The following is a 23614-nucleotide window of genomic DNA, read 5'->3' as shown; positions in this document are numbered from 1 at the left end:
CGCCCAAGCGTTTATGACCTGTCGTCAACCGCGACTCCGATTTGTTGTGAAGATTGAAGCGGGAGCGATCGCCGGGACCGCTGTGGCATTTTCGAGACGTAACCAACTCGTCTTGCGCACGCAACCCGTTCCGCAGCGTCGTCGCTCTTCCCGCTCTCCAATCGCTCGATCAGCGTCAGTGCGGTACCGCTCCCAGCTCGAAACCCGTCTTGTCGTGCAGCGCGAACCTGTCGACGATGTCGGCACTGGCGCGATTGTAGCCGACGACTTCGACCGTGCGGCCCTCGCGGCGCAGGCGCGCGATGATTTTGTCGAGCGCGCCGACGCCCGAAATGTCCCAGAAATGGGCGGCCGACACGTCGATGAGGATGGCGGGCGCGGCTTCATCGACCTGAAAGCTCCGCGTGAAGCGGTCGACCGAGGCGAAGAAGATCTGGCCGGTCACGAAATAGGTCGCCCGCATTCCGTCGGGGCTGACGTCGCGTCGCACCTCGAACATGCGCTGGACCTTGGCGGCGAAGAATATCCCCGATAGCAGCACGCCCGCCAGCACGCCGAGCGAGAGATCGTGCGTCGCGACGACAACCACGACAGTCGTCACCATCACGATCGACGAGGTCGGCGGATGGCGGCGCAGATTCGCGATCGAATTCCAACTGAAGGTGCCGATCGACACCATGATCATAACCGCCACGAGCGCGGGCATCGGCATCCGGCCGACATAGGGCCCGAGCAGTGCGAGCAGGATCAGCAGCGTCGCGCCGGCGGTGAAGGTCGACAGCCGCGTGCGGCCGCCCGAGGTCACATTGATCACCGACTGGCCGATCATCGCGCAGCCGCCCATGCCGCCGACGAACGCGGCGGCGATGTTGGCGGTGCCCTGGCCGGCGCATTCGCGGCGCTTGTCGCTGTCGCTGTGCGTCATATCGTCGACGATCTGCGCGGTCAGCAGCGATTCGAGCAGGCCCACCGCGGCCATCGTCAGCGAATAGGGCAGGATGATCCGCAGCGTATCCAGCGTCAGCGGGACGTTCGGCAGGACGAGGCTCGGAAGACCCTCGGGCAGCTTGCCCATGTCGCCGACGGTGTTCACCGGCAGGCCGAAGCCGATGCCGATCGCCGACAGGACCAGGATGGCGATAAGCGGCGAGGGCACCGCTTTGGTCAGGCGCGGCAACAGGTAGATGATCGCGAGCCCGCCCGCGACCATCGCATAGGCATGCCACGTCACATCGATGAGCTGCGGCAGCTGCGCCATGAAGATGAGGATGGCGAGCGCGTTGACGAACCCCGTGATCACCGAGCGCGACACGAACTGCATGACGAGGTCGAGGCGCAGCAGGCCGGCGATAATCTGGATGATGCCCATCAGGATCGTCGCGGCGAAGAGATATTCGACGCCATGTTCGCGGACGAGCGGGATGACCAGCACGGCGACCGCGGCGGTCGCCGCCGAGATCATCCCGGGCCGGCCGCCGGTGAAGGATATGACGATCGCGATCGCGATTGAGGCATAGAGGCCGACGCGCGGGTCGACTCCGGCGATGATGGAAAAGCCGATCGCCTCGGGGATGAGCGCGAGCGCGACGACGATGCCGGCGAGAATGTCGGTGCGCGCGGTCGCGGCGCCGGCGAACCATTGCTGGCGGTAGGCGGTCAGTCCGTCGAACATGAAAAGCTCACATCAAGACACATGGCGTCCCGACGGACGCGTTCCTATTTGCATGCGCGATGTTGTCCGGCGGATCGGCGGCCGGAATAGCCACCCGGAGTTGCACCGGGTCCTTGCGAATGGCGGCGCCCTATCCCGATGTGAACTTCAATTGCAAGCCCCGGCGGCCGCCTCGATCATTTGAGTTCGAAGAGCGTCGGCTCGTCGGGGGGCGGGGTTTCGATGACGAGCAGGCCGAGGTGCATCGCCTGGGTGATCAGGTGTGCGCGGTTGCGCGCGTTGAGTTTGAGGCGCACATTTTCGATATGCCGCTCGACGGTGCGCGGCGCGATATTGATCTCAAGCGCGATCTGCTTGGCCGAGCAGCCGACGGCGACCAATTCCAATATTTGATGTTCACGAAAGGTCAAATGCGGTTCGACGTTCAAAGCGTTATGATGCACGGTGCAATTCCCCTGACACCCAAGGCGTGGACTCTTTGCGACCGACGAGCATCTTTTGCGCGGCAACGCCGCAACCCACCTGCTCTGGCGGGCAGCATATCTCTTTGCGCGCTGTTTAGCAATTAACGTAAACTAATTAAGCATCTGACCGCGCTAAAGAGGCCGACACAGCTATGGCGCTGAAATCCAATTGTATATTCCCCGAAAATGCTAAGGAATTATACGTAAGTGATTCATCTAAGCCATTGCTACACACGAATTCCTAGGTCTTTACCCGGATGGATTCACGGCCCGCAAAGGCAGATGAGACTCGCAAACGGGGTCGCCGCAAATACCAATTCTAGATTGGAGACGTGGCGTGCAAGGTCTGTCGGCAGAAGTTCGTGGCGGGGCGATCCCGCAGGATACCATCCTGAAATTTCGTAAGGGCGAAATCATATTTTCGCAGGGCGATCCAGGCGATTGCTGGTTCGAAGTCATATCCGGCACCGTTCGAACCTGTCATTTTCACATCGACGGGCATCGCCAGCTGACCGGCTTTTTCTATCAGGGCGACGTGTTCGGGGTCGAATATGGCTTGCGCGATTCGGCGGCCGAAGCCGTGACGAACGCCGTCCTGGCGCGCCGCCCCGCGTCGAGTGGCGGACCCGATGCGCCCGGGCAGAACCGCGCCCTCGAGCGTGCGCTCGACAGCGCCAACCAATGTATATTCCTGCTCGGTCGCCGCAACGCGAACGAACGCGTCGCGGCTTTCCTGCTGATCGCGGCGAAGCGTTTGTCGGCGATCGGCAGCGTTCCGCTGCCGATGACGCGCGGCGACATCGCCGATCATCTGGGGCTGACGATCCACACGGTCAGCCGTACCATATCGGGCTTCGTCCGCCAGGGCCTGATCGAGCTCGACGGGCCGCAATCGTGCCGGCTGCTCGATCCGGGCGGGCTGCGCGCGATCGCCGGCGAAGAGGCGGGCGTGGCGATCGGCAAGATGGGCGCGATGCCGATGCGGCGACCCTTCGCCGGGCAGGAGCTTGGGGCATGAGCATCGTATCGGCTCCGCCCGCGCTGCGCCATCTGAGCGTTGCGGCCGCCGGTTTCTCGGCCGTCTTCATGCCCGCGCAGGCGCGGGCGCATGAAGCGCCGGCACTCGAATGCCTGTGCGAGACGCTGCCGTTCCTCGATACCGCGCCGACGTGGCGTGCGGCCGCGCTGGCATCGGCGGGCGCGGCCGAGGGCCAGCCCGCCGCGAGCGCCGAGAGCGAGGTCGACGCGCAGCGCCGGATCATCGCCGAGCAGCGCGCGCTGATCGACCGGCAGAGCGCCATGATCGCCGAGCAGGGAGAGCAGATCGCGACGTTGCAGCAACAGATCGTGACCCAGCAGGCGCAGGTCGACCGGCTGTCCTCCTTCGCGCTCGCCGAAGCGCCGCTCGACCTCTTCCGCGGCACGGGGTTGGGGGGGCAGGGCGTCGGCGCCGGACCCGCGCTTCCCGGCCCGGGCAGCGACGCGGTCGCGCTGCCCGATGCTCCCGTCGGCGAAGCGCCGCCGCCCAGCGAGCCCCCCGAGCAACGCGTCGCGGCGGTCCCCGAGGGGCAAGGCGTGCTCACGCGCGCCGGCGAGCTCTTTTTCGAACCCTCGTTCGAATATACGCGCTCGTCGACCAATCGACTCGTGTTCCGCGGGATCGAGCTGATCCCCGGCATCCAGATCGGCTTGATCGAGGCGACCGATGCCGATCGCGACACGCTCGTCGGCACCGCGTCGCTGCGTTACGGGATCACCGACCGCCTCGAAGCCGAAGTGCGGCTGCCCTATCTGTATCGCAACGACCGGATCGAGGTGGTGCAGCAGCGCGACGAAGGCATCGTCCGCCAGATCGCGCTGCGCGAGGACGGGGTCGGCGACGCCGAATTCTCGCTTCGCTATCAATTCAACCGGCCGGTCGGGCAAAAGCCGATTTTCGTCGGGACGTTGCGCGTTAAATCGGACACGGGCAAGGGGCCGTTCGAGATCGGCTATGACGAATTCGGGGTCGCGACGGGGCTCGCCACCGGGTCGGGTTTCTGGGCCGTCCAGCCGGGGCTCAACTTCCTGATGCCGTCGGATCCCGCGGTGATCTATGGCGGCGCGGCCTATCTCTATCACATCCCGCGCGACGTGAATGAAATGGTCGGCGACGTGCTGATCGGGCGCGTCGACCCGGGCGACGCGGTATCGGCCAACATCGGCTTCGGCTTTGCCCTCAACCCGCGCTTTTCCTTCTCGCTCGGCTATCGCCACAATTATATCTTCCCGACGAAGACCGAAATCGGCGATACGCATCAGAAGTCCAACTATCTCCACGTCGGCTCGCTCAATTTCGGCATGTCGTACCGGCTGACCCAGCGCGACGTGCTCAACCTTGGTTTTGAAATCGGGGTGACCGAGGATGCGCCCGACGTGTCGATCACGCTGCGCATGCCGTTCGGCGGCAAATAGCCTCAGCCCGCAAGCCCACATGGAAAGAAGCCCCGCCGGTGATGGCGGGGCCAGGTGAACCGTCCCTGTCGAAACGGGGGCGGGGGGTCGTTCGGAAAGAGCCTAGTTGCCGAGTGCTCCGACGGTCTGGGCGCCCATCACGGCGCCGATCGCGTCGCTGAGCCGGGTCGTCGCGAGCGCGTCGCGGAAGCCTTCATAGCCGCTGATGTCGAGCACGGCATCGACCTGCTGGTTCAGCGAGACGTTGCTGGCGGTGTTGATCAGCACATTCTGGATCGCGTCGGTGCTTTGGATCAGCGCGGTCTGACCGTTGTTCGCGAGGAACACCGTCTCGTCGCCGACGCGCATGGAGATGCCGCCGCTGGTCAATATGCCGCCCTGCACCTGCGCCGCGTCGACCGCGGTCAGCGACGGCGAGACGAAGCGTTCGATCGTTTGTCCCTCGGGCGTCCAGCTGACGATCGTGCGCAGCGCGAGCTCGTCGTTCACATAGCTGCGGATGTCGGCGCCAAAGGCGATCACCATGCCTTGAAAGGCGAAGCCGCCACGCTGTGCGGCCAGCACCTCGTCGGGCACGGTTCGCGCGCCGGCCAGCGGATCGGCATCCCCGGGCTCGCTTGCCGCGAGGAGCACGGGCGCGAGGGCGAGCAGGAGGATGCGTGGGGACATGGTCTTTCTCATTTCACGGTGCCGACGCGCACATCGAGCAGGATCTGCGGGGTCAGCTGATATTGCGGGGGGAGGTGGGTGGTGAGATCGCCGGCCGAGACGTGGAGCGAGCCGTCCTTTTCGAGCGGGGCTTGCGACCAGGGACCCCAGTCGCCGGCGAGGTTGAATTCCGGGCGTTTCTTGCCGCCTTCGACGATCGCCAGCGCGATGCCGTTCCAGTGCTTTTCGAAATCCTCGAGCGAATATTCGTTGAGGCCGAGCACCGAATCGCCGGTGAGCACACGGTCGCCGCGAACGCCCTTGATCACGACGAAATGCTTGAAACCCTTGAGATCCATCAGCACGATGGTCGGACGCTTCACCAGTTTCAGCTGGTCGACGGTGATCCGGAAACCTTCGGCGCGAAAGCCGCGCGAGGCGAGATAGGTCTTCATGTCGAGCATCGAGAAGCCGACTTTGCGGATCGCTTCGCGGTCGCCCTTTTCCCACATCGCGCGGAACGGCATCGCTTCGGAGGTCGGCGCGCCATAATGATAGGTGAGCAGAGTCGCGAGCGCCGCCGAGCCGCAGCTGAAATCATACCGCTGGCGGATGACCGAGCGGAAGGGAATGTCCCACCAGGTCATCACCCGAAGCTGGTAGGTGCCGCCGGTTTCGGGCCCGGTCAGCCGGACCTCGGCGGCGGCGGGCGCCGCGGCGAGGGCGCACAGCATCCCCGCGATCAAGGCTCGCATGGGCCGCACGGCGAATTCAATCGCCGAGGTTGATGGTCAGGTTCATGCCGCTCTGGGCGCTGACCTGCGCGCCGGTGTTGATCAGCAGATTGCCGACACCGTTGAAATTCGACAGGGCGAAATCGCTGAGCGCGACCGATCCCGCGGTGTAATCGCCATTGAGCACATTGCCGGCGACGATCGAATCCATCGTCTGGTTGGTGATCACGAGCGATTGGCCGCCGCGTTGCGTATCGAGTTCGCTGTCGTTCAGCATCGGCGATTGGCGTGCGGGCCGCACCGGGATCGCCGGTATCGCAAGGGCTTCGGCGGGGGCGGATACCGTCACGACGGGCAACGCCGCATCGGGTGGGGGCAGTTGGGCCGATACCGGCACGGACAAGCCCGCCATGACCAGCAGAACCGGGACGATCGGGGGTTTCATAATGCGCTCCTCGAAAGCGAAACGGAAAGAAATGGCCGGCCCGCCAGTGGTGCCGGGCCGGCCATCCGGGGGGACCGATCAGTCGCCGCCGCCACCGCCACCGCCGGCGGGCGCGCTGTCGCCGAAGCTGACGGTGCCGCTCGCCGCGATGTTGGTCGCCGCTTGGGTGTTGGCATTGATGCCCGTGTTCCATGCGGAGTTCAGGATGCCGGCATAGGCCGCGAAAGCGTTGCCGCGCACCGAGTTGTTGCCGCTGTTGTAGCCAACAGCCGTTTCGGTGCCGTCTTCACCGTCCAGATCGACGAGTTCGTCCATATCATGGTTGGTGTTGGTGGCGCTGAGCGTCTGGGTCGCGACAACCAGGCTGTTGCCGTTGAGCGATCCATTGCCGTCATTGTCCTGGTCGTTGTCGTTGAACGTATCGGCGGCATTGTCCGTGACGAACAGGTCGATCAGGTCGTTGACGACGACGGTGTCGCTGTTGTTGCCAGCGGCGCCGGTCGTGGTGTTGTCGTTGTCCTGGTCTTGCGCGATGGCAGGGGCTGCGGTGGCTGCCAGCGCAAGCGTGGACACCGCGAGCATGACTTTCTTGATCATGACATCTTCCTCTCAATCATGGGGACGGCTCGCGATGCCGGATGGCATGGCTGATGCGGATCCTCCCCGACTCCGTCCGCATCGGTGCGAACAAGGCGATGATGCTCCGCGGCCGGCCTTGCCGCTTTGCGAATTGGCAATGTCGTGAGAGGGGAAATACCCAGATGATCCCGGTGGGTGGATTGCTTGGATCAATCCGGCCGATGAAGTCCCGGTTTCAGGAGAGGTTTGCGCGCATCGTCGCACGTCCGGCGGCATCGCGCGCCCACAGCCTCGCCCCGTTGCCGTCGCGCGCGAAGCAAAGGTCGAAGGGCGCCCCGTCGATCAGCGGCGCTTCGGCGCGGAAGGCGAATTGGCGCGGGACGATATCGGGCGCGGCGCGCTGCGCATGATCGATCAGCAGCGTCGCGATCAGCGGGCCGTGCACGACCAGTCCGGCATAGCCCTCGACGTCCCGTGCATAGTCGCGGTCGTAATGGATACGGTGCGCGTTGAAGGTCAGCGCCGAATAGCGGAACAGCAGCACCGGATCGGGCGAAATGCTGCGGGTCGCATCGGCGGGTTCGGCGGGTGCGACCGGGGTCGGTGCCTGCGGCGCGGGTGATGTCGGGGCGGGTTCGCGAAAGACGATATCCTGTTCCTCGCGGATCGCGGGCACGCCATCGGCCGCGATGTCGTGGCGCAAGGTGACGAAGAGCAGATCGCCGCTCGCGCCGCGCTTGGGCTTGATCGCCTCGATCGTGGTGACGCGGGTCAATGCCGCGCCGACCGCGATCGGCGTCAGGAAATCGAGGCGGCTGCCCGCCCACATGCGGCGGGGCAGCGGAACGGGCGGGAGCAGGCCCTGACTGTCGCGGCGCGGGTGGCCGTCTTCGCCGATCACCGACTGGCGCGCGGCGGGCAGGAAATAGAGCCAATGGCCGAGCGGCGGGACGGTGCCGGCGGTCCATGGCGAGACATCATGGTCGAGCAGCGCGGCGAGGCCGGCAAGCGGCGCCGCGGTCGCGACATCCTCGCGCGTTTCGCTGCGGCCGACCCAGGCGGAGTAATCGTCCATCAGAAACTCTTGGGCAGGCCGAGCGCGTGGGTCGCGACATGGCTCAGGATCAAATTCGTGCTGATTGGCGCAACCTGATAGAGGCGCGTTTCGCGAAACTTGCGCTCGATGTCATATTCCTCGGCGAATCCGAAACCGCCGTGCGTCTGAATACACATATCGGCGGCATACCAGCTGGCTTCGGACGCCAGCATCTTCGCCATATTGGCTTCGGTCCCGCCATCGGCCCCCGCGTCGAACAGCCGCGCCGCCTTGTCGACCATCTCGGCGGCGGCGGCGATCTGGACATAGGCGCGGGCGATCGGGAACTGCACGCCCTGATTTTCCCCGATCGCGCGGCCGAAGACCGAGCGGTCTTTCGCATAGGCGGCCGCGCGGTCGATGAAAAAGCGCCCGTCGCCAATACATTCGGATGCGATCAGGATGCGTTCGGCGTTCATGCCCGAGAGGATGTAGCGAAAGCCCTTGCCCTCCTCGCCGATCAGGTTCGCGGCGGGGACTTCGAGGTCGTCGAAGAACAGCTCGGTCGTCGCATGGTTGAGCATCGTGCGGACGGGGCGGATCGTCAGGCCGTTGCCCACCGCCTCGCGCATGTCGACGAGCAGCACGCTCATCCCGTCGGACGGCTTGGCGCAATCCTCGCGCGGCGTCGTGCGGCAGAGCAGTATCATCAGGTCCGAATGTTCGGCGCGGCTGATCCAGATCTTCTGCCCGTTGACGATATATTTGTCGCCGACCCGCTTGGCGAAGGTGCGGATGCGCGTCGTGTCGGTGCCCGCGGTCGGTTCGGTGACGCCGAAGGCTTGCAGGCGGAGTTCGCCGCGCGCGATCGCGGGCAGATAGGCCTGTTTCTGCGCCTCCGATCCGTGCTTGAGCAAGGTGCCCATCGTGTACATCTGCGCATGGCACGCGCCGCCGTTGCAGCCCGAACGGTGAATTTCCTCGAGCACCGCGGTCGCCGCGCCGAGACCGAGACCCGATCCGCCATATTGTTCGGGGATCAGGACCGAGAGGAAACCTGCCTCGGTCAGCGTGCGGACGAATTCGGTCGGATAGATGCGCTCGCGGTCGAGCCGCTGCCAATATTCGCCCGGGAAATCGGCGCAGAGGCGGCGCACCGCCTCGCGGATTTCGGGATGGCTCTGCGGCTGGGCTTCGGACATCGGCGTCTGGCTCTCCCCTGATCGTCGGGGAGAGCCTTAGAATACGAAGCTTCACGCGCCAAGCCTCTAGATGCTCGGCAGGTCGAGGCCCTTTTCGCGCGCGCAGTCGATCGCGATGTCATAGCCGGCATCGGCGTGGCGCATCACGCCGGTGCCGGGATCGTTCCACAGCACGCGCTCGAGCCGCTTCGCCGCCTCCGGGGTGCCGTCGGCGACGATCACCATGCCGCTATGCTGCGAATAGCCCATGCCGACCCCGCCGCCGTGGTGCAGCGACACCCAGGTCGCGCCCGACGCGGTGTTGAGGAGCGCGTTGAGCAGCGGCCAGTCCGAAACCGCATCGGACCCGTCGCGCATCGCCTCGGTCTCGCGGTTGGGCGAGGCGACCGAGCCCGAGTCGAGATGGTCGCGGCCGATCACGACAGGGGCCTTGAGCTCGCCCGACGCGACCATCTCGTTGAACGCGAGGCCGAGCCGGTGGCGGTCGCCGAGCCCGACCCAGCAGATGCGCGCGGGCAGGCCCTGGAACCGAATCTTCTCGCGCGCCATGTCGAGCCAGTTGTGGAGGTGCGCGTTGTCGGGGAGCAGCTCCTTCACCTTGGCGTCGGTCTTGTAGATGTCCTCGGGATCGCCCGACAGCGCCGCCCAGCGGAAGGGGCCGATACCGCGGCAGAAGAGCGGGCGGACATAGGCGGGAACGAAACCCGGGAAGTCGAAGGCGTTCTCGACCCCCTCATCCTTCGCCATCTGGCGGATATTATTGCCATAGTCGGTCGTCGGCACGCCCGCGGCTTGGAGGTCGAGCATCGCCTGGACGTGCACCGCCATCGACGCCTTGGCGGCTTTGGCGACGGCGGCGGGATCGCTCTCGCGCTTCGAAAACCACTCGTCGAGCGTCCAGCCGGCGGGAAGATAGCCATTGACCGGATCGTGCGCCGAGGTCTGGTCGGTGAGCAGATCGGGGCGGATGCCGCGGCGAACCATCTCGGGCAATATTTCGGCGGCGTTGCCGAGCAGGCCGACCGAGACCGGCTTCCCCTCGGCGTGGCTCGCCTCGATCATCGCGATGGCTTCGTCGATGCTGTTCGCCTGCTTGTCGAGGTAGCCGGTTCTGAGGCGCATTTCGATGCGGCTCGGCTGGCATTCGATCGCGAGGCAGCTCGCGCCCGCCATCACCGCCGCGAGCGGCTGCGCGCCGCCCATGCCGCCGAGCCCGGCGGTCAGCAGCCAGCGGCCGGCGAGGCTGCCGCCATAATGCTGGCGCCCCATTTCGACGAAGGTCTCGTACGTGCCCTGAACGATGCCCTGGCTGCCGATATAGATCCAGCTGCCCGCGGTCATCTGGCCGTACATCATCAGGCCCTTTTTATCGAGCTCGTGGAAATGCTCCCAATTCGCCCATTCGGGGACGAGGTTCGAATTGGCGAGGAGCACGCGCGGCGCGTTTTCGTGCGTGCGGAACACGCCAACGGGCTTGCCCGACTGGATCAGCAGCGTCTCGTCGCCCTCGAGCCGCTTCAGCGTTTCGACGATCCGGTCATAGCTTTCCCAGTCGCGCGCGGCGCGGCCGATGCCGCCATAGACGACCAGCTCGTGCGGCGCCTCGGCGACGTCGGGGTGCAGGTTGTTCATCAGCATCCGCATCGGCGCTTCGGTGAGCCAGCTCTTCGCACTGATCTCGGGCCCGGTCGCCGGGCGGATCACGCGGCTGTTGTCCAACCTCGGACTAAGGGGGCGGGTGGTCATGGTCGTCCTTTCGCAAAATCGAGGGTCGCCGCGATCACTTGCTCCAGCACGGGCCGGATCGCGGGCTTGGGGTCGAGGGGGGAGGGCCAGTTGGCGTGGGTGATTTCGGGTGGCTCGGCCATATAGCCGCGCTGCGCGAGTTCCATCTGGACCGCGTGGATGCCATCGTCGGGACGGCCGTAATGGCGTGTCGTCCAGCCACCCTTGAAGCGGCCGTTGACGACATGGCCGTGGCCGCTCGCGGCGCAAATGTTCGCGACGATCGTTTCGAGCTCGGGCGCCGCGGTCGCGCCGCCGTTGGTGCCGATGTTGAACTGCGGCAGCTCGCCGCCGAACAGGCGCGGGACATGGCTGCGGATCGAATGCGCGTCGTAGAGCACGACCCTGCCGTGCGCGGCTTTCAGCCGGTCGAGTTCGGCCGCCAGCGTGTCGTGATAGGGGCGGTGATAGAGGTTGAGCCGCTGGGTGATCGACGCCTCGTCGGGCTCGCCAAAGCGATAGAGCGGCTCGCCGTCGAAGGTCGTCGTCGGGCAGAGCTCGGTCGTCGCCTGCCTGGGGTAGAGCGACGCGCCCGACGGATCGCGGTTCATGTCGATGACGCTGCGCGAAATGCCGGTCGCGATCAGCGTCGCGCCGAGATCGGCGGCGAAAGCATAGAGATCTGCGATCCACCAGTCGGTATCGATCTGCGCGTGCCAGGGCGACACGAACTGCTCGTCGAGGCCCGCCAGATCGGTGCCGCCGTGCGGGAAGGCGATGACGAGCGGCGCGTCGCCGCGGTGGACGCGCAGCCAGTCCATCAGCCGAGGCCCGGCAGGTCGGCTGGCACCGCGGCGACAAGGCTGCCCGAGCGGATCAGCGCGGTCGCAGCTTCCATATCGGGATGGAAATGCCGGTCGTCTTCGAGCGTGGGCACCGCGGCGCGCAGATGCTCGTGCGCGGCTTCGAGCGCGTCACTCGATTTGAGCGGCGCATGGAAATCGATGCCCTGACACGCCGCGAGCAATTCGATGCCGATCACTACGCTGACATTGTCGGCCATGTCGAGCAGGCGGCGCGCGCCATGCGCGGCCATCGAAACATGGTCCTCCTGATTGGCCGAAGTCGGGATCGAGTCGACGCTGGCGGGATAGGCACGCTGCTTATTCTCGCTGACGAGCGCCGCCGCCGTCACCTGCGGGATCATAAAGCCCGAATTGAGGCCCGGGCGCGGGGTGAGGAAGGCGGGCAGGCCCGATAATGCCGGGTCGACGAGCATCGCGATGCGGCGCTCCGAAATCGAACCGATCTCGCATAAGGCCATCGCGATCATGTCGGCGGCAAAGGCGACGGGTTCGGCGTGGAAATTGCCCCCCGACAAGGCTTCATCGGTGTCGGCGAAAATCAGCGGATTGTCCGAAACGCCATTCGCCTCGATGCCGAGAGTCGTCGCAGCCTGGCGGAGCAGGTCGAGCGCGGCACCCATCACCTGCGGCTGGCAGCGCAGGCAATAGGGATCCTGCACGCGCGGATCGCCCTCCGCGTGCGAGGCGCGGATCGCCGACCCCGCCATCAGGCCGCGGAGCGCATCGCCGACCTCGCGCTGCCCGGCGTGGCCGCGTAGCGCATGGATGCGCGCATCGAACGGTGCGTCGGAGCCCTTGGCGGCCTCGGTCGAGAGCGCGCCGGTGATCAGCGCCGCGCGGAAGACGGTTTCGGCGCGGAACAGGCCCGCGAGCGCGTTGGCGGCCGAAAATTGCGTGCCGTTGAGCAGCGCGAGCCCTTCCTTCGGGCCGAGGTCGAGCGGCGCGAGGCCCGCCTGCTTCAGCGCATCGGCAGCGGGAAGCGTTTTGCCGCCGACCTCGATCGCGCCGACGCCGATCATCGCGGCGGCCATGTGCGATAGCGGCGCGAGATCGCCGCTCGCGCCGACCGATCCTTGCGACGGGACGACGGGGGTCAGGCCCTTGGCAAGCATCGCCTCGATCATCGCGACAGTTTCGCGCTTCACTCCCGACGCGCCCATGCCGAAACTCGCGAGCTTCAGCGCCATCATCAGCCGCACGATCTTCGCCGGCGACGGCGCGCCGGTGCCCGCGGCGTGGCTGAGGACGATATTGCGCTGGAGCGTCGACAGTTCGTCGTCGGCGATCCGCACGCTCGCGAGCTTTCCGAAGCCGGTGTTGATGCCGTAGACGGGCGCGCCCTTCGCGACGATGCGCGCGACTGCGGCGGCACTGGCGTCGATCGCATCCCACGCGCCCGCATCGAGCGCGACGCTGGTGCCTTCGTAGATCGCGAACCACCGGCCGAGCGTCGTCGTGCCCGGCGTGATCGTCACAGCTTTCATTGACCGTCCTTGATGCGTTGGTGAAGCGGGTTGAAGCCGATACGGTAGACAAGCTCGGCGGGGTCGGCGACGTCCCAGATCGCGAGGTCGCACGCCTTGCCGGCCTCGATCGTGCCGATTTCGGCGGACAGGCCGAGCGCGGCGGCGGCGTTCACCGTGACGCCGCGCAGCGCCTCGATCACCGTCAGCCCGAACAAGGTCGCGCCCATGTTGAGCATCAGCAGCAGCGAAGTCGTCGGCGAGGTGCCGGGGTTGTTGTCGGTCGCGAGTGCGATGCGCGTCCCGTGGCGGCGCATCGCGTCGATCGACGGCCGCTTCGTCTCGCGCATGAAATAATAGGCGCCGGGGAGGAGAACCGCGACGGTGCCTGCCTCGGCCATCGCGCGGACGTCGTCGTCGGTCGCATGTTCGAGATGATCGGCCGACAGCGCGCCGTGCTTTGCCGCGAGCGCGCTGCCGTGGAGCGCCGACAATTGTTCGGCGTGGAGCTTGACCTTGAGCCCATGCGCTTCGGCCGCCGCGAACACCCGCGCGCATTGGTCGGGCGAAAAGCCGATGCCCTCGCAAAAGGCATCGACCGCGGTCGCGAACGGCGCGGCGGCGGGAATCATCTCGCCCACCACGAGGTCGATATAGGCGTCGCTGTTGTCTTTGTATTCGGGGGGCAGCGCGTGCGCGCCGAGGAAGGTCGGTTCGATGCGGATCGCGCGGCGATCGGCGAGCGCGCGCGCGGCGCGCAGCATCTTGATCTCATCTTCGGTCGATAGACCATAGCCCGACTTGATCTCGATCGTCGTCACGCCCTCGGCGATCAGCGCGTCGAGGCGGGGAAGGGCGCTTTCGACCAGTTCCTCCTCGCTCGCTTCGCGCGTCGCGCGCATCGTCGACACGATTCCGCCGCCCGCACGCGCGATCTCTTCATAGCTCGCGCCTTGAAGCCGCATCGCCCATTCGTTCGCACGGTTACCGCCGTGGATCAGGTGCGTGTGACAATCGATCAGCCCGGGCGTGATCAGCCGGCCTTCGCAATCATGGACTTTCGCATCGGTCGTCGGCGCGCCGTCGGCCGGACCGGCATAGACGATCCGGCCTTCCTTCGAGATCACCACGCCATCGTCGATCAGGCCGAGGGTGTCATCGGCCATCGTCGCGAGTCGGGCGTTCGTCCAGCGTTGCTCCATCTGGACAGTCTCGCGCCGATGCGTCATTATGTCTAGACATAATATGAGGACGGATAATGACTTCGCTCTGGTTCGAACGCGCATGGATCGGCAATCGTTGGGAAAAGGGCGTAAGGCTGCGGATCGCCGACGGCCGGATCGCGTCGGTCGAGACCGGAGCCGTGGAGGAAGCCGGCGATGAACGCCACCGTGTCGCGCTGCCCGGCCTGTGCAACGTCCACAGCCACGGCTTCCAGCGCGGCATGGCGGGATTGTCCGAACGCCGCAGCCGCCCCGATGACAATTTCTGGAGCTGGCGCGAGATCATGTACCGCTTCCTCGACCGGCTGACGCCTGACGATGTCGCGGCGATCACGGCGCAGGCCTATGCCGAGATGCTCGAGACGGGCTTCACGCGCGTCGGCGAGTTCCACTATCTCCATCACGATCCCGCGGGCGCCGCCTATGCCGATCCGGCCGAGATGGCGGGCGCAATCGCGCGGGCGAGCGCGGCGACGGGGATCGGGTTGACGCTGCTCCCCGTCTTCTACGCGCATGGCAATTTCGGCGCCGCGCCGCCGAGCGCGGGCCAGCGGCGCTTTCTCAATGACATCGACGGCTTTGCGAAACTGCTCGACGCGGCGCGGCCCAAGCTTTCGGGCGACGCGAATATCGGCGTCGCGCCGCATTCGCTTCGCGCGGTCACGCCCGACGAACTCGAGGCGTTGCTCGACATGTCGCCGGTGGGGCCGGTGCATATCCATGCCGCCGAACAGGAAAAGGAAGTCGCCGATTGCGTCGCGTGGAGCGGCGCGCGGCCGGTCGAATGGTTGCTGGGCAACGCCGGGGTCGATGCGCGCTGGTGTCTGATCCACTCGACCCATCTTGCCGAACATGAAGTGTCGCGGCTCGCCGCGAGCGGCGCGGTTGCCGGGCTGTGTCCGGTTACCGAGGCCAATCTCGGTGACGGCATCTTTCCGGCGATCGACTATCTCGCCGCGGGCGGGCGCTTCGGGGTCGGCACCGACAGCAATATCCTCGTCGATGCGGCGCAGGAGCTTCGTGCGCTCGAATATTCGCAGCGGCTCGCGCACCGCGCCCGCGCCCTGCTGGCGGGCGAGGAGGCGCCGTTCGTCGGCGCCAACCTCTTCGCGCGCGCGCTCGACGGCGGCGCGCAGGCACTCGGCGTCCCCGCCGGCCTCGCCGTCGGCCATGCCGCCGACATCGTCTCGCTCGACCTCGATCACCCGTCCTTCGCCGGCAGCGACGATGCGACGCTCCTCGACCGCTGGATTTTCGCGGCGCGCGCGGGCGCGATCGACAGCGTATGGCGCGCGGGCGTGAAGCGCGTCGAAAAGGGGCGCCATGTCGACGCCGAGGCGATCGCCGCGACCTATCGCGCCTGCATCGCACGGCTGCTCGCGTGAACCCGGCGCGGCGCATCCGGGACGAGATCGCGGCCGCGATCCGGTCGGGCGAATGGCGCCCCGGCGACCGGGTGCCGACCGAGCAGGAACTCGCCGCGCGCTATGGCTGCGCGCGCGCGACGGTCAGCAAGGCGCTCGGCGAGCTTGCGGCGTCGGGCCTGGTCGAGCGGCGGCGCAAGGCGGGGACTTTCGTTGCGCATCCGCCGGTTCATTCGGCGGTGATGACGGTGCCCGATCTCGCCGAACTCATCGCCGCGCGGGGCGAGGCCTATCGCTGGGACCTCCTCTTGGCCGATACAGACGATGTCGGCGAGGCGTCGTGCCCCGGTCCCGCGCTCCGCATCGAGGGCGTGCATATGGCGGCGGACGAAGCCTTCGCGCTCGAACGGCGGTTCATCGCGCTCGACGAAGTGCCCGAGGCGCTGGGCGCGGATTTTGCCGCCGAAGCGCCGGGAACGTGGCTGCTCGGCCATATTCCGTGGACGCAGGCGCGGCACGTCATCCGCGCAGTGACGCCGACGCGAAAGGAGGCGGGACTGCTGGGGGCAGGGGCGGCGGCCGCCTGTCTCGAACTCGACCGCACGACCTGGCGCGCGGGGCGCGTCGTCACCCACGTCCGGCAATTGTTTCGCGGTGATCGCTTCGATCTGGTCGCGGAGTTCAATGCGGGGCCGTGACAGGCAAGCGCGGGCTCTTGACCCGCGCGCCGATGGCCGTCAACGCGGCCCGGTGGAGAAGATGATGATCCGTTCGACGCTGTTTCCCGTTCTCGGCGCGGCCGCGCTGCTGGGCCTTGTGTCGGCGTGCAGCGGCGACAAGACCGAGGACAAACAGGTCGCCGCCGCAACTCCGCGTCAATGCCCGGCGATCGCCGACACGCCGGTCAAGCTCGCGGGCGGGACCTTCGCAATGGGCGAGGACGATGTCTATGCCGAGGAAGGCCCGGTTCGCGAAACGACGGTCGCCGGCTTCTGGATCGACCCGCACGAGGTCACCAACCGCCAGTTCGCTGCCTTCGTAAAGGCGACCGGCTATGTCACCATCGCCGAAAAGCCCGTCGACCCCAAGCAGTTTCAGGTCCCCGCCGACCAGATCCCGCCCGACATGTTGAAAGCGGGTTCGGCGGTGTTCACCCCGCCCGATTTCCCGTCGAACAATTATGCCGACTGGTGGAAATATCTCCCCGGCGCGAACTGGAAAAAGCCCTATGGCCCGACCGGGCCCGATCAGGTTCAGAACGAGCCCGTCGTCCATCTCGCGTGGGACGATATGGTCGCCTATGCCAAATGGGCGGGCGGGCGCATCCCGACCGAGGCCGAATGGGAATATGCCGCGAGCGCGGGCGAGCGGTCGAAGAATGTCCAACCCGCCGAGGCGAACAGCTGGCAGGGTGCCTTCCCCAATTACAATGCCGAAAGCGACGGTTTCAAGGGCATCGCGCCGGTCGGCTGTTACAAGCCGAACGCCAACGGCCTCTACGACATGGTCGGCAATGTCTGGGAGGTCACATCGGATTTTTTCCGGCCGGGCCACGATCCCGACGACAGGGACAATCCCAAGGGCCCCAGCGAAAACAACGCCTATGACCCTTTCAATCCCGGCATGCCGTCGCGCACGGTGAAGGGTGGCAGCTACCTCTGCGCCCCCAATTATTGCCAACGCTACCGCCCCGCCTCACGCCAGGGCCGCGATCCCGGCCTCGGCACGAGCAATGTCGGCTTCCGCCTCGTCTATGACAAGGCACCCGCAGGCTGAACGGCGGCGACGCGCGTCATCGCGAGCACGGCAAGCAGCAGGGTCACCGCGGCGAACGCCATCGTATAGATCGGCTCGCCCGGAAACAGCGCCTGCATGATCGAGCCCATCACCGTCGCGACGAGCAATTGCGGCAGCACGACGAACATGTTGAACAGCCCCATATAGATGCCGAGCTTCGCCTGCGGCAGGCTGGAGGCGAGGATGGCATAGGGCATGGCGAGCACCGACGCCCAGAAGATGCCGATGAAAATCTCGCTCGCGATCAGATGCGCCGGGTCGCGGAGCAGGAAGAAGCTCGCATAGCCGATCGCGCCGCAGGCGAGCCCGACCATATGCGTCCGTGCCTGCCCCAGCCGCCGGGAGAGCCAGGGAAGCAGGGTCAGCGCGGCGACGGCCGCGACGCCGTTGTAGATGGCGAACAGTTCGCCGACCCAGTTGCTCGCGTCCTGATAGGCGGCGCTCGCCGCGTCGGTCGCGCCATAATGATATTGGGCGACGATCGGCGTGGTGTTGATCCACATGATGAACAGCGCCGACCAGCTGAAGAATTGCACCAGCGCCAGCCGCTTCATCAGCACCGGCATGCCGGCGAAATCGCCGACGATGCTCGACAGCATGTTCCGGTCGTTCCCGCGCCGCGCCAGCGTGATCGCGAGTGCGCTCGCGAGGCCATATCCGGCGAGCAGCGCGCCGAGCAGCAGCACCTCGCGCAGCAGCGCGAACCGCATCTGGACCAGCGCGACGGCGATCCCCGCGGCGACCCAGCCGACGCTGACCGCATAACCGTGCGAAGCGAGCGGACGAACGGCGGGCGCGTTCGCGGCGGCGGGTGGTTCGAACGCGGCCATCTGTTCGGGACTATATTCGCGCGTCGCGACGACGGTCCACAGCACCGCGAGGAACAGCGCGAGCCCCCCGAACCAGAAGGCGTAGCGCACCGTGTCGGGGATTTGCCCCGGCGGCGCGACATTGGCGACGCCCATCGCTTCCATCAGGCTGGGGAACAGCGATCCGACGACCGCGCCGGCGCCGATGAAGGCGGTCTGCACCGCATAGCCGACGCTATGCTGATCCTTGCCCAGCATGTCGCCGACGAAGGCGCGGAACGGCTCCATCGAAATATTGAGCGACGCGTCGAGCAGCCACAGCATCATCGCCGCGAACCAGATCGCCGGGCTTTCGGGCATGACGAACAGCGCGATCGCGGCGAGGATCGCGCCGGCGAGAAAGTACGGACGGCGGCGTCCGAGGCGGCCGAGCCAGGTCCTGTCGCTCATATGGCCGATGATCGGCTGGACGAGCAGCCCGGTCAGCGGCGCGGCGACCCACAGGCCGGGCAGCTTCTCGATATCCTCGCCCAGCGACTGGAAGATGCGGCTCATATTCGCATTCTGCAGCGCGAAGCCGATCTGGATGCCGAAAAAGCCGAAGCTGATATTCCACAGGCCGGCGAAACCCTGTCGCGGCTTGTCCATCGCGTCTCTCCCCTTGCGGCCGGTCGGCGGCTCTCGTCGCGCCCGGGTGTCGCAGCGTGGGCGGGAGAGAGCAAGCGCGCGGGCGGCGTGTATACGAATACGTGGCGGGTGTTTTGGCCGGAAGTTACCGTCGGAGACCATCGGTCAGCGCCTCCTCTTCAGAGGAGGGGTAGCGAGACTTACGAACTTGTTCGTTAGTCGCAGCGGGGTGGTGTTCGCCGAGGATGGGCGGTCCCGCCGCCACCCCGCTCGACTAAAGGCCCGGCTGCGCCGGACCAAGTCTCACTGCCCCTCCTCTGAAGAGGAGGGGGTTGATCAACGCCCGCTCCCCACCCCCCAAGCGATCTTCGAAGCCTCTCTAAACCGCCGTGCTCTGCCGCTTGATCAGCTTCGCCGGCAGCATCGTGCGCTCGGCGTCGGCGCCGCCAATGCGGCGGAGCAGCGCGTCCACGAGCAACTCGCCCGCGCCCTTCATATCCTGCATCACCGTCGTCAGCGTCGGCGAAGTCTGGCTGGCGGCGGGGATATCGTCGAAGCCGATCAGCGCGACGTCCGGCGGGCAGCGCAGCTTCGCTTCGGCGAGTGCGCGCATCGCGCCGATCGCGATCAGGTCGCTCGCGGCGAAAATCGCGTCGAACGGCTGTCCGCTCGCGAGCAGCGACCGCGCTGCGGCATAGCCCGACGCCTCCGACGACACCGCACCCTGCTGCAATCCCGGGTCGGGGGCGATCCCCGCGGCGCGCATCGCGCGGCAAAGCCCGGTATAGCGGTCCTGAAATTCGGGAGCATGGTCCGACGCGTCGCCGAGGAAGGCGATATGCCGCCGCCCGATCTCGACCAGATGCGCGCCCGCCAGCTCGCCCGCGCCGACATTGTCCGACCCGACGGTCAGCCCGATGCTGTCATCCGAAACCGATCCCCAGCGCACGAATTTCGTGTCCATCTCGACCAGATGCTCGAGCTTGGTTCGGTAAAGCTGATAATCGCCATAACCCAAAAGGATGATGCCGTCCGACCGGTGGCTGTCCTGATAGGCGACGTGCCAGTCGTTGTGCATCTGCTGAAAACTGATGAGCAGGTCATAGCCTTTGAGCGCGCATTGCCGCGTGATCGACCCCAGCATCGACAGGAAGAAGGGGTTGATCATCGATTCGTCGGGGGTCGGATCTTCGAAAAAGAGCAAAGCCAGCGTGTGGGTGCGCTGCGAGCGCAGGCTCGAGGCGTTCTTGTCGACGGTGTAGTTGAGCTCGCGCGCGATGCGTTCGATGTTGGCGCGGGTCGCGGCGCTGACCGACTTGCTGCCGCGCAGCGCGCGCGACACCGTGGGCTGTGAGACGCCCGCCAGATAGGCGATGTCGAAGCTCGTCGGCTTGGCGGAGGGCTGGCGCCCCATGCTCGTCTCTCCCCGTCACGGCCGTCGTGTCGCGCGCCGTTCCATGGCATCAACCTAACGATTGGTCCGGTCGCTGCCAAGAATTTGCATGACGCCGGCCGTGGTTCATAGCGCGGCGAAAGCGTGACATTTCTGCGACAGCGCCCGCTCGTGCATATTATGCGTATACGTATACCCTATGGCGGCCCGCCGCGATTGGTTTCAATTGCGAGGCTCAAGATGGGAAAGCCCACGCATCGGAGAGGAGCCTGACGGACGCTTCGCGTCCCCGGTCCGATGCGCGGGCAAGACCGCCCGTCCGTGCCAGGGGAGCCACAAATGACCATGCCGACCAATCTTCGCCCCAATCTTAGCCGGGGTGCCAGCGCCATCGCGCTTGGCCTCACCTTGACCGCCTTCCTGCCCGGCGCCGCGATGGCGCAGGACGCGAGCACCGCACCCGTCGATGCAGCGCCGGCCGAAGACGCCATCGTCGTCACCGGCATCCGCGGCGCGATCAACAATTCGGTGCAGGCGAAGAAAAACAACACCTCGATCGTCGAAGTGATCTCGGCCGAGGACATCGGCAAGCTGCCCGACCTGTCGATCGCCGAATCGCTGTCGCGCCTGCCGGGCCTCGCCACCCAGCGCCTCGATGGCCGCGCCAATGTCGTGTCGATCCGCGGCCTCGCGCCCGATTTCACCACGACCTTGCTCAACGGGCGCGAACAGGTTTCGGCGGGCAACAATCGCGGTGTCGAGCTCGACCAATATCCGTCGGAGCTGCTCAACGGCGCGGTCGTCTACAAGACCCCCGACGCGTCGCTGATCGGGCAGGCGCTCGGCGGCACGATCGACATGCGGACGGTGCGTCCGCTCGCTTATGGCCGGCGCGCGATCGCGGCCGGCGCGCGGTTCGAGATCAACGATCTCGGCGAGCTCAATCCCGATATTTCGAACAAGGGCTATCGTGCCAACATCTCCTATATCGACCAGAATGCCGACGGCACGCTCGGCTGGGCGATCGGCTATGCGCGCATGCAGTCGCCGACCGCCGAGGAGCGGTTCAACGCCTGGGGCTATCCCGAGCTGACCGACGGGACGAACACCGCCTTCCTGATCGGCGGCGCCAAGCCCTATGTGAAATCGAACGAGCTGAAGCGCGACGGCGTGATGGCGGTGGTCGAATGGGAACCGAGCGACAAGTTCCACACGACGATCGACGCCTATTGGTCGCGATTCAAGGACGACCAGCGGCTGCGCGGCATCGAACTGCCGCTGGCGTGGGGCAATTCCACGCTGACCGATTTCACGATCGAGGACGGGCTGGTGACCTCGGGCACCTGGTCGGGCACCGAAGCCGTGATGCGCAACGACGTCGTCCACCGCACCTCGACGATCATCGCCGGCGGCTGGAACAGCCAGTTCAAGCCCAACGACCGGCTGACGCTCGAACTCGACCTCGGCTATTCGCGGCTCAAGAAGACCGAGGAAAATCTGGAAATCTATCTCGGCACGGGCCGCGGCGCGGGCGTCGGCGCGCGCGAAACCGCGCTCGGGTTCCAGTTGCGGCCAAAGGGCGGCATCATCCTCGACCCGTCGCTCGACTATGCCGATCCGAACCTGTTCCTGATCACCGATCCGCAGGGCTGGAACAGCTGCGGCGGTGCGGTTCCCAATTGCCAGGACGGCTTCGTCAACACGCCGAAGATCAAGGACGAGCTCAAATCGCTGCGCCTGCAGGCGACGCAGGAACTGGACGGCGTGCTCAGCAGCATTCGCGTCGGCGCCAATTATTCGGATCGCGAAAAGAGCCTCGACGATCGCGGTTTCGTGCTGACCAGCAATGATTATCCGGCGAATACCGCGGTGCCCGCCGACTATCTCTACGACCCCGTGTCGCTCGACTTCATCGGCATTCCCGGCATGGTCGCGTTCGACAGCTGGCGCTATTACAACGACGGAAACTATGTGCTCACCGACGAAGCGGGCTGGACGCCGGGCCGCATCTTCAACGACTATAATGTTCGCGAAAAGGTGCTGACGGGCTTCGTCCAGGCCAATTTCGACGCCGACACGGGCAGCACCCCCATCCGCGGCAATGTCGGTATCCAGATCGTCCACACCGACCAGTCGGCGTCGAGCTTTTTTGCGCAGGTCGTCGGTGGGCAGGTGCAATCGACGCCGGTGACCGACGGCGCGACCTATACCGACTTCCTGCCCAGCATGAACCTGACGGTCGAATTCGCCGACAACACCTTCCTGCGCTTCGGCGCCGCGCGGATGCTGGCGCGGGCGCGCATGGATCAGCTGAAGCCCGGCGGCGGCGTCAATTTCGACGCGTCGAGGCGTAACAACACCGACATCGAAGCGTCGCCCTGGTCGCTCGACCTCGGCAATGCGAAGCTGCGGCCGCTGATGGCCGACACGGTCGACGTCTCGCTCGAGAAATATTTCGGTCAGGGCGCCTATGTGTCGCTGGGCGGTTTCTACAAATATCTCGAAAATTACATCTACCGCCAAAGCGACGCGTTCGACTTCACGGGCTTTGAAATTCCGGACGGCGGAACGGTCGCGACCTATCAGGGTTTGGCCAACCAGTGGCGCAACGGGAATGGCGGGCGCGTCTATGGCGCCGAAGCCGCGCTCTCGCTGCCCTTCGCGACCTTCACCCAGGCGCTCGACGGATTCGGCGTGCTGGCCAGCGGCTCCTTTACGAAGAGCCGCGTCCGCGAAGGCAGCGCCGACCCGATCGCCATGCCCGGCCTGTCGCGCTGGGTCGTGAACGGCACCGCCTATTTCGAAAAGGCCGGTTTCCAGGCACGCATATCGGGCCGCTATCGCTCGAAGTTCCTCGCCGAAGTGTCGGGTCTCAGCCTGAAGCGCGACCTGGTGACGGCGAAGAGCGAGATGGTCGTCGATGCGCAGGTTGGCTATACCTTCCAGAGCGGCGCGCTCGAAGGGCTCGGCATCCTGCTCCAGGCGTCGAACCTCACCAACGAGCCGTTCGTGACCTATTACAACAATGATCCGCGCCAGATCCGCGACTATCAGAATTATGGTCGCAACTTCATGGCCGGTGTCACCTACAAGTTCTGACGGAATGCGCGGGC

The 23614-nt window shown here is 66.0% G+C and carries 20 protein-coding genes and 1 other annotated feature; of the genes, 6 read left to right on the top strand and 14 right to left on the bottom strand.

All coding sequences use genetic code 11. The features are described from left to right. Positions 1 to 175: 175 nt before the first annotated feature. Together GGR90_RS02440 and GGR90_RS02435 are read right to left on the bottom strand one after the other, a co-directional pair. Positions 176 to 1672 (bottom strand): SulP family inorganic anion transporter, encoded by a 1497-nt coding sequence (locus tag GGR90_RS02440; protein WP_167919148.1) that lies wholly within the window; start codon positions 1670 to 1672, stop codon positions 176 to 178. 60 nt (positions 1673 to 1732) lie between these two features. After that, positions 1733 to 1788, bottom strand: a sequence feature (sul1 is cis-regulatory element that is thought to sense ions involved in sulfur or methionine metabolism; They are found in Alphaproteobacteria). A gap of 60 nt (positions 1789 to 1848) precedes the next feature. Further along, positions 1849 to 2115 (bottom strand): LuxR C-terminal-related transcriptional regulator, encoded by a 267-nt coding sequence (locus GGR90_RS02435; protein WP_167919146.1) that lies wholly within the window; start codon positions 2113 to 2115, stop codon positions 1849 to 1851. 358 nt (positions 2116 to 2473) lie between these two features. On the opposite strand from GGR90_RS02435, the gene GGR90_RS02430 reads away from it, so the two are divergent. Together GGR90_RS02430 and GGR90_RS02425 are read left to right on the top strand one after the other, a co-directional pair. Beyond that, positions 2474 to 3154: a helix-turn-helix domain-containing protein gene (locus GGR90_RS02430; protein ID WP_167919144.1), complete on the top strand. Its 681-nt coding sequence runs from the start codon at positions 2474 to 2476 to the stop codon at positions 3152 to 3154. Next, on the top strand, positions 3151 to 4590 hold the full coding sequence (locus GGR90_RS02425) for a porin family protein (RefSeq protein ID WP_167919142.1): 1440 nt from the start codon (positions 3151 to 3153) through the stop codon (positions 4588 to 4590). The genes GGR90_RS02430 and GGR90_RS02425 overlap by 4 nt, the downstream gene beginning before the upstream one ends. A gap of 102 nt (positions 4591 to 4692) precedes the next feature. Here GGR90_RS02425 and GGR90_RS02420 read toward each other — a convergent pair whose 3' ends face one another. From GGR90_RS02420 to hutI, 10 genes are all read right to left on the bottom strand, one after another. Beyond that, on the bottom strand, positions 4693 to 5259 hold the full coding sequence (locus tag GGR90_RS02420) for a hypothetical protein (protein WP_167919140.1): 567 nt from the start codon (positions 5257 to 5259) through the stop codon (positions 4693 to 4695). 8 nt (positions 5260 to 5267) lie between these two features. Further along, positions 5268 to 5993 (bottom strand): C39 family peptidase, encoded by a 726-nt coding sequence (locus GGR90_RS02415; protein WP_167919137.1) that lies wholly within the window; start codon positions 5991 to 5993, stop codon positions 5268 to 5270. Positions 5994 to 6009: 16 nt separating this feature from the next. Continuing rightward, positions 6010 to 6417, bottom strand: a complete 408-nt coding sequence (locus GGR90_RS02410; RefSeq protein WP_167919135.1) for a hypothetical protein — start codon at positions 6415 to 6417, stop codon at positions 6010 to 6012. Between the two features lie 78 nt (positions 6418 to 6495). Next, the gene (locus tag GGR90_RS02405; RefSeq protein WP_167919132.1) at positions 6496 to 7014 is read right to left on the bottom strand and encodes a hypothetical protein; all 519 of its coding nucleotides are present in this window, start codon (positions 7012 to 7014) and stop codon (positions 6496 to 6498) included. Positions 7015 to 7231: 217 nt separating this feature from the next. Continuing rightward, positions 7232 to 8071, bottom strand: a complete 840-nt coding sequence (locus GGR90_RS02400) for an HTD2 family dehydratase (protein ID WP_167919130.1) — start codon at positions 8069 to 8071, stop codon at positions 7232 to 7234. Then, positions 8071 to 9234, bottom strand: a complete 1164-nt coding sequence (locus GGR90_RS02395; RefSeq protein ID WP_167919128.1) for an acyl-CoA dehydrogenase family protein — start codon at positions 9232 to 9234, stop codon at positions 8071 to 8073. Before GGR90_RS02395 ends, GGR90_RS02400 begins: the two co-directional genes overlap by 1 nt. 66 nt (positions 9235 to 9300) lie before the next feature. Beyond that, positions 9301 to 10980, bottom strand: coding sequence for a urocanate hydratase (hutU, locus tag GGR90_RS02390; RefSeq protein WP_167919126.1), 1680 nt, complete (start codon positions 10978 to 10980; stop codon positions 9301 to 9303). Beyond that, the gene (hutG, locus tag GGR90_RS02385; RefSeq protein ID WP_167919124.1) at positions 10977 to 11780 is read right to left on the bottom strand and encodes an N-formylglutamate deformylase; all 804 of its coding nucleotides are present in this window, start codon (positions 11778 to 11780) and stop codon (positions 10977 to 10979) included. The genes hutU and hutG overlap by 4 nt, the downstream gene beginning before the upstream one ends. Next, a complete protein-coding gene (hutH, locus tag GGR90_RS02380) occupies positions 11780 to 13309 on the bottom strand; it encodes a histidine ammonia-lyase (RefSeq protein ID WP_167919122.1) in 1530 nt (509 codons plus the stop codon). The genes hutG and hutH overlap by 1 nt, the downstream gene beginning before the upstream one ends. Next, positions 13306 to 14517 (bottom strand): imidazolonepropionase, encoded by a 1212-nt coding sequence (gene hutI / locus GGR90_RS02375; protein WP_167919120.1) that lies wholly within the window; start codon positions 14515 to 14517, stop codon positions 13306 to 13308. Before hutI ends, hutH begins: the two co-directional genes overlap by 4 nt. 29 nt (positions 14518 to 14546) lie before the next feature. Here hutI and GGR90_RS02370 point away from each other — a divergent pair, with 29 nt between their 5' ends. The 3 genes from GGR90_RS02370 (at position 14547) to GGR90_RS02360 (ending at position 17651) form a co-directional block, all read left to right on the top strand. Continuing rightward, the gene (locus tag GGR90_RS02370; RefSeq protein ID WP_167919118.1) at positions 14547 to 15896 is read left to right on the top strand and encodes a formimidoylglutamate deiminase; all 1350 of its coding nucleotides are present in this window, start codon (positions 14547 to 14549) and stop codon (positions 15894 to 15896) included. After that, positions 15893 to 16573: a histidine utilization transcriptional repressor HutC gene (locus tag GGR90_RS02365; protein ID WP_342449879.1), complete on the top strand. Its 681-nt coding sequence runs from the start codon at positions 15893 to 15895 to the stop codon at positions 16571 to 16573. The genes GGR90_RS02370 and GGR90_RS02365 overlap by 4 nt, the downstream gene beginning before the upstream one ends. A gap of 61 nt (positions 16574 to 16634) precedes the next feature. Continuing rightward, entirely contained in the window at positions 16635 to 17651 is a 1017-nt protein-coding gene (locus GGR90_RS02360; RefSeq protein WP_167920783.1) for a formylglycine-generating enzyme family protein, read from the top strand. Here GGR90_RS02360 and GGR90_RS02355 read toward each other — a convergent pair. Further along, positions 17627 to 19129 carry an MFS transporter gene (locus GGR90_RS02355; RefSeq protein WP_167919113.1) on the bottom strand — a complete coding sequence of 501 codons (1503 nt, stop codon included), beginning with the start codon at positions 19127 to 19129 and terminating at the stop codon, positions 17627 to 17629. The two genes, GGR90_RS02360 and GGR90_RS02355, sit on opposite strands and share 25 nt — an antisense overlap. Positions 19130 to 19487: 358 nt before the next feature. Next, positions 19488 to 20522, bottom strand: coding sequence for a LacI family DNA-binding transcriptional regulator (locus GGR90_RS02350; RefSeq protein ID WP_167919109.1), 1035 nt, complete (start codon positions 20520 to 20522; stop codon positions 19488 to 19490). A gap of 318 nt (positions 20523 to 20840) precedes the next feature. Here GGR90_RS02350 and GGR90_RS02345 point away from each other — a divergent pair, with 318 nt between their 5' ends. Next, entirely contained in the window at positions 20841 to 23600 is a 2760-nt protein-coding gene (locus GGR90_RS02345; RefSeq protein WP_167919106.1) for a TonB-dependent receptor, read from the top strand. Positions 23601 to 23614: the final 14 nt, after the last annotated feature.

The organism is Sphingopyxis italica (assembly GCF_011926545.1).
GTDB classification, from domain to species: domain Bacteria; phylum Pseudomonadota; class Alphaproteobacteria; order Sphingomonadales; family Sphingomonadaceae; genus Sphingopyxis; species Sphingopyxis italica.
This window is presented reverse-complemented; position numbering and strand designations above follow the sequence as displayed.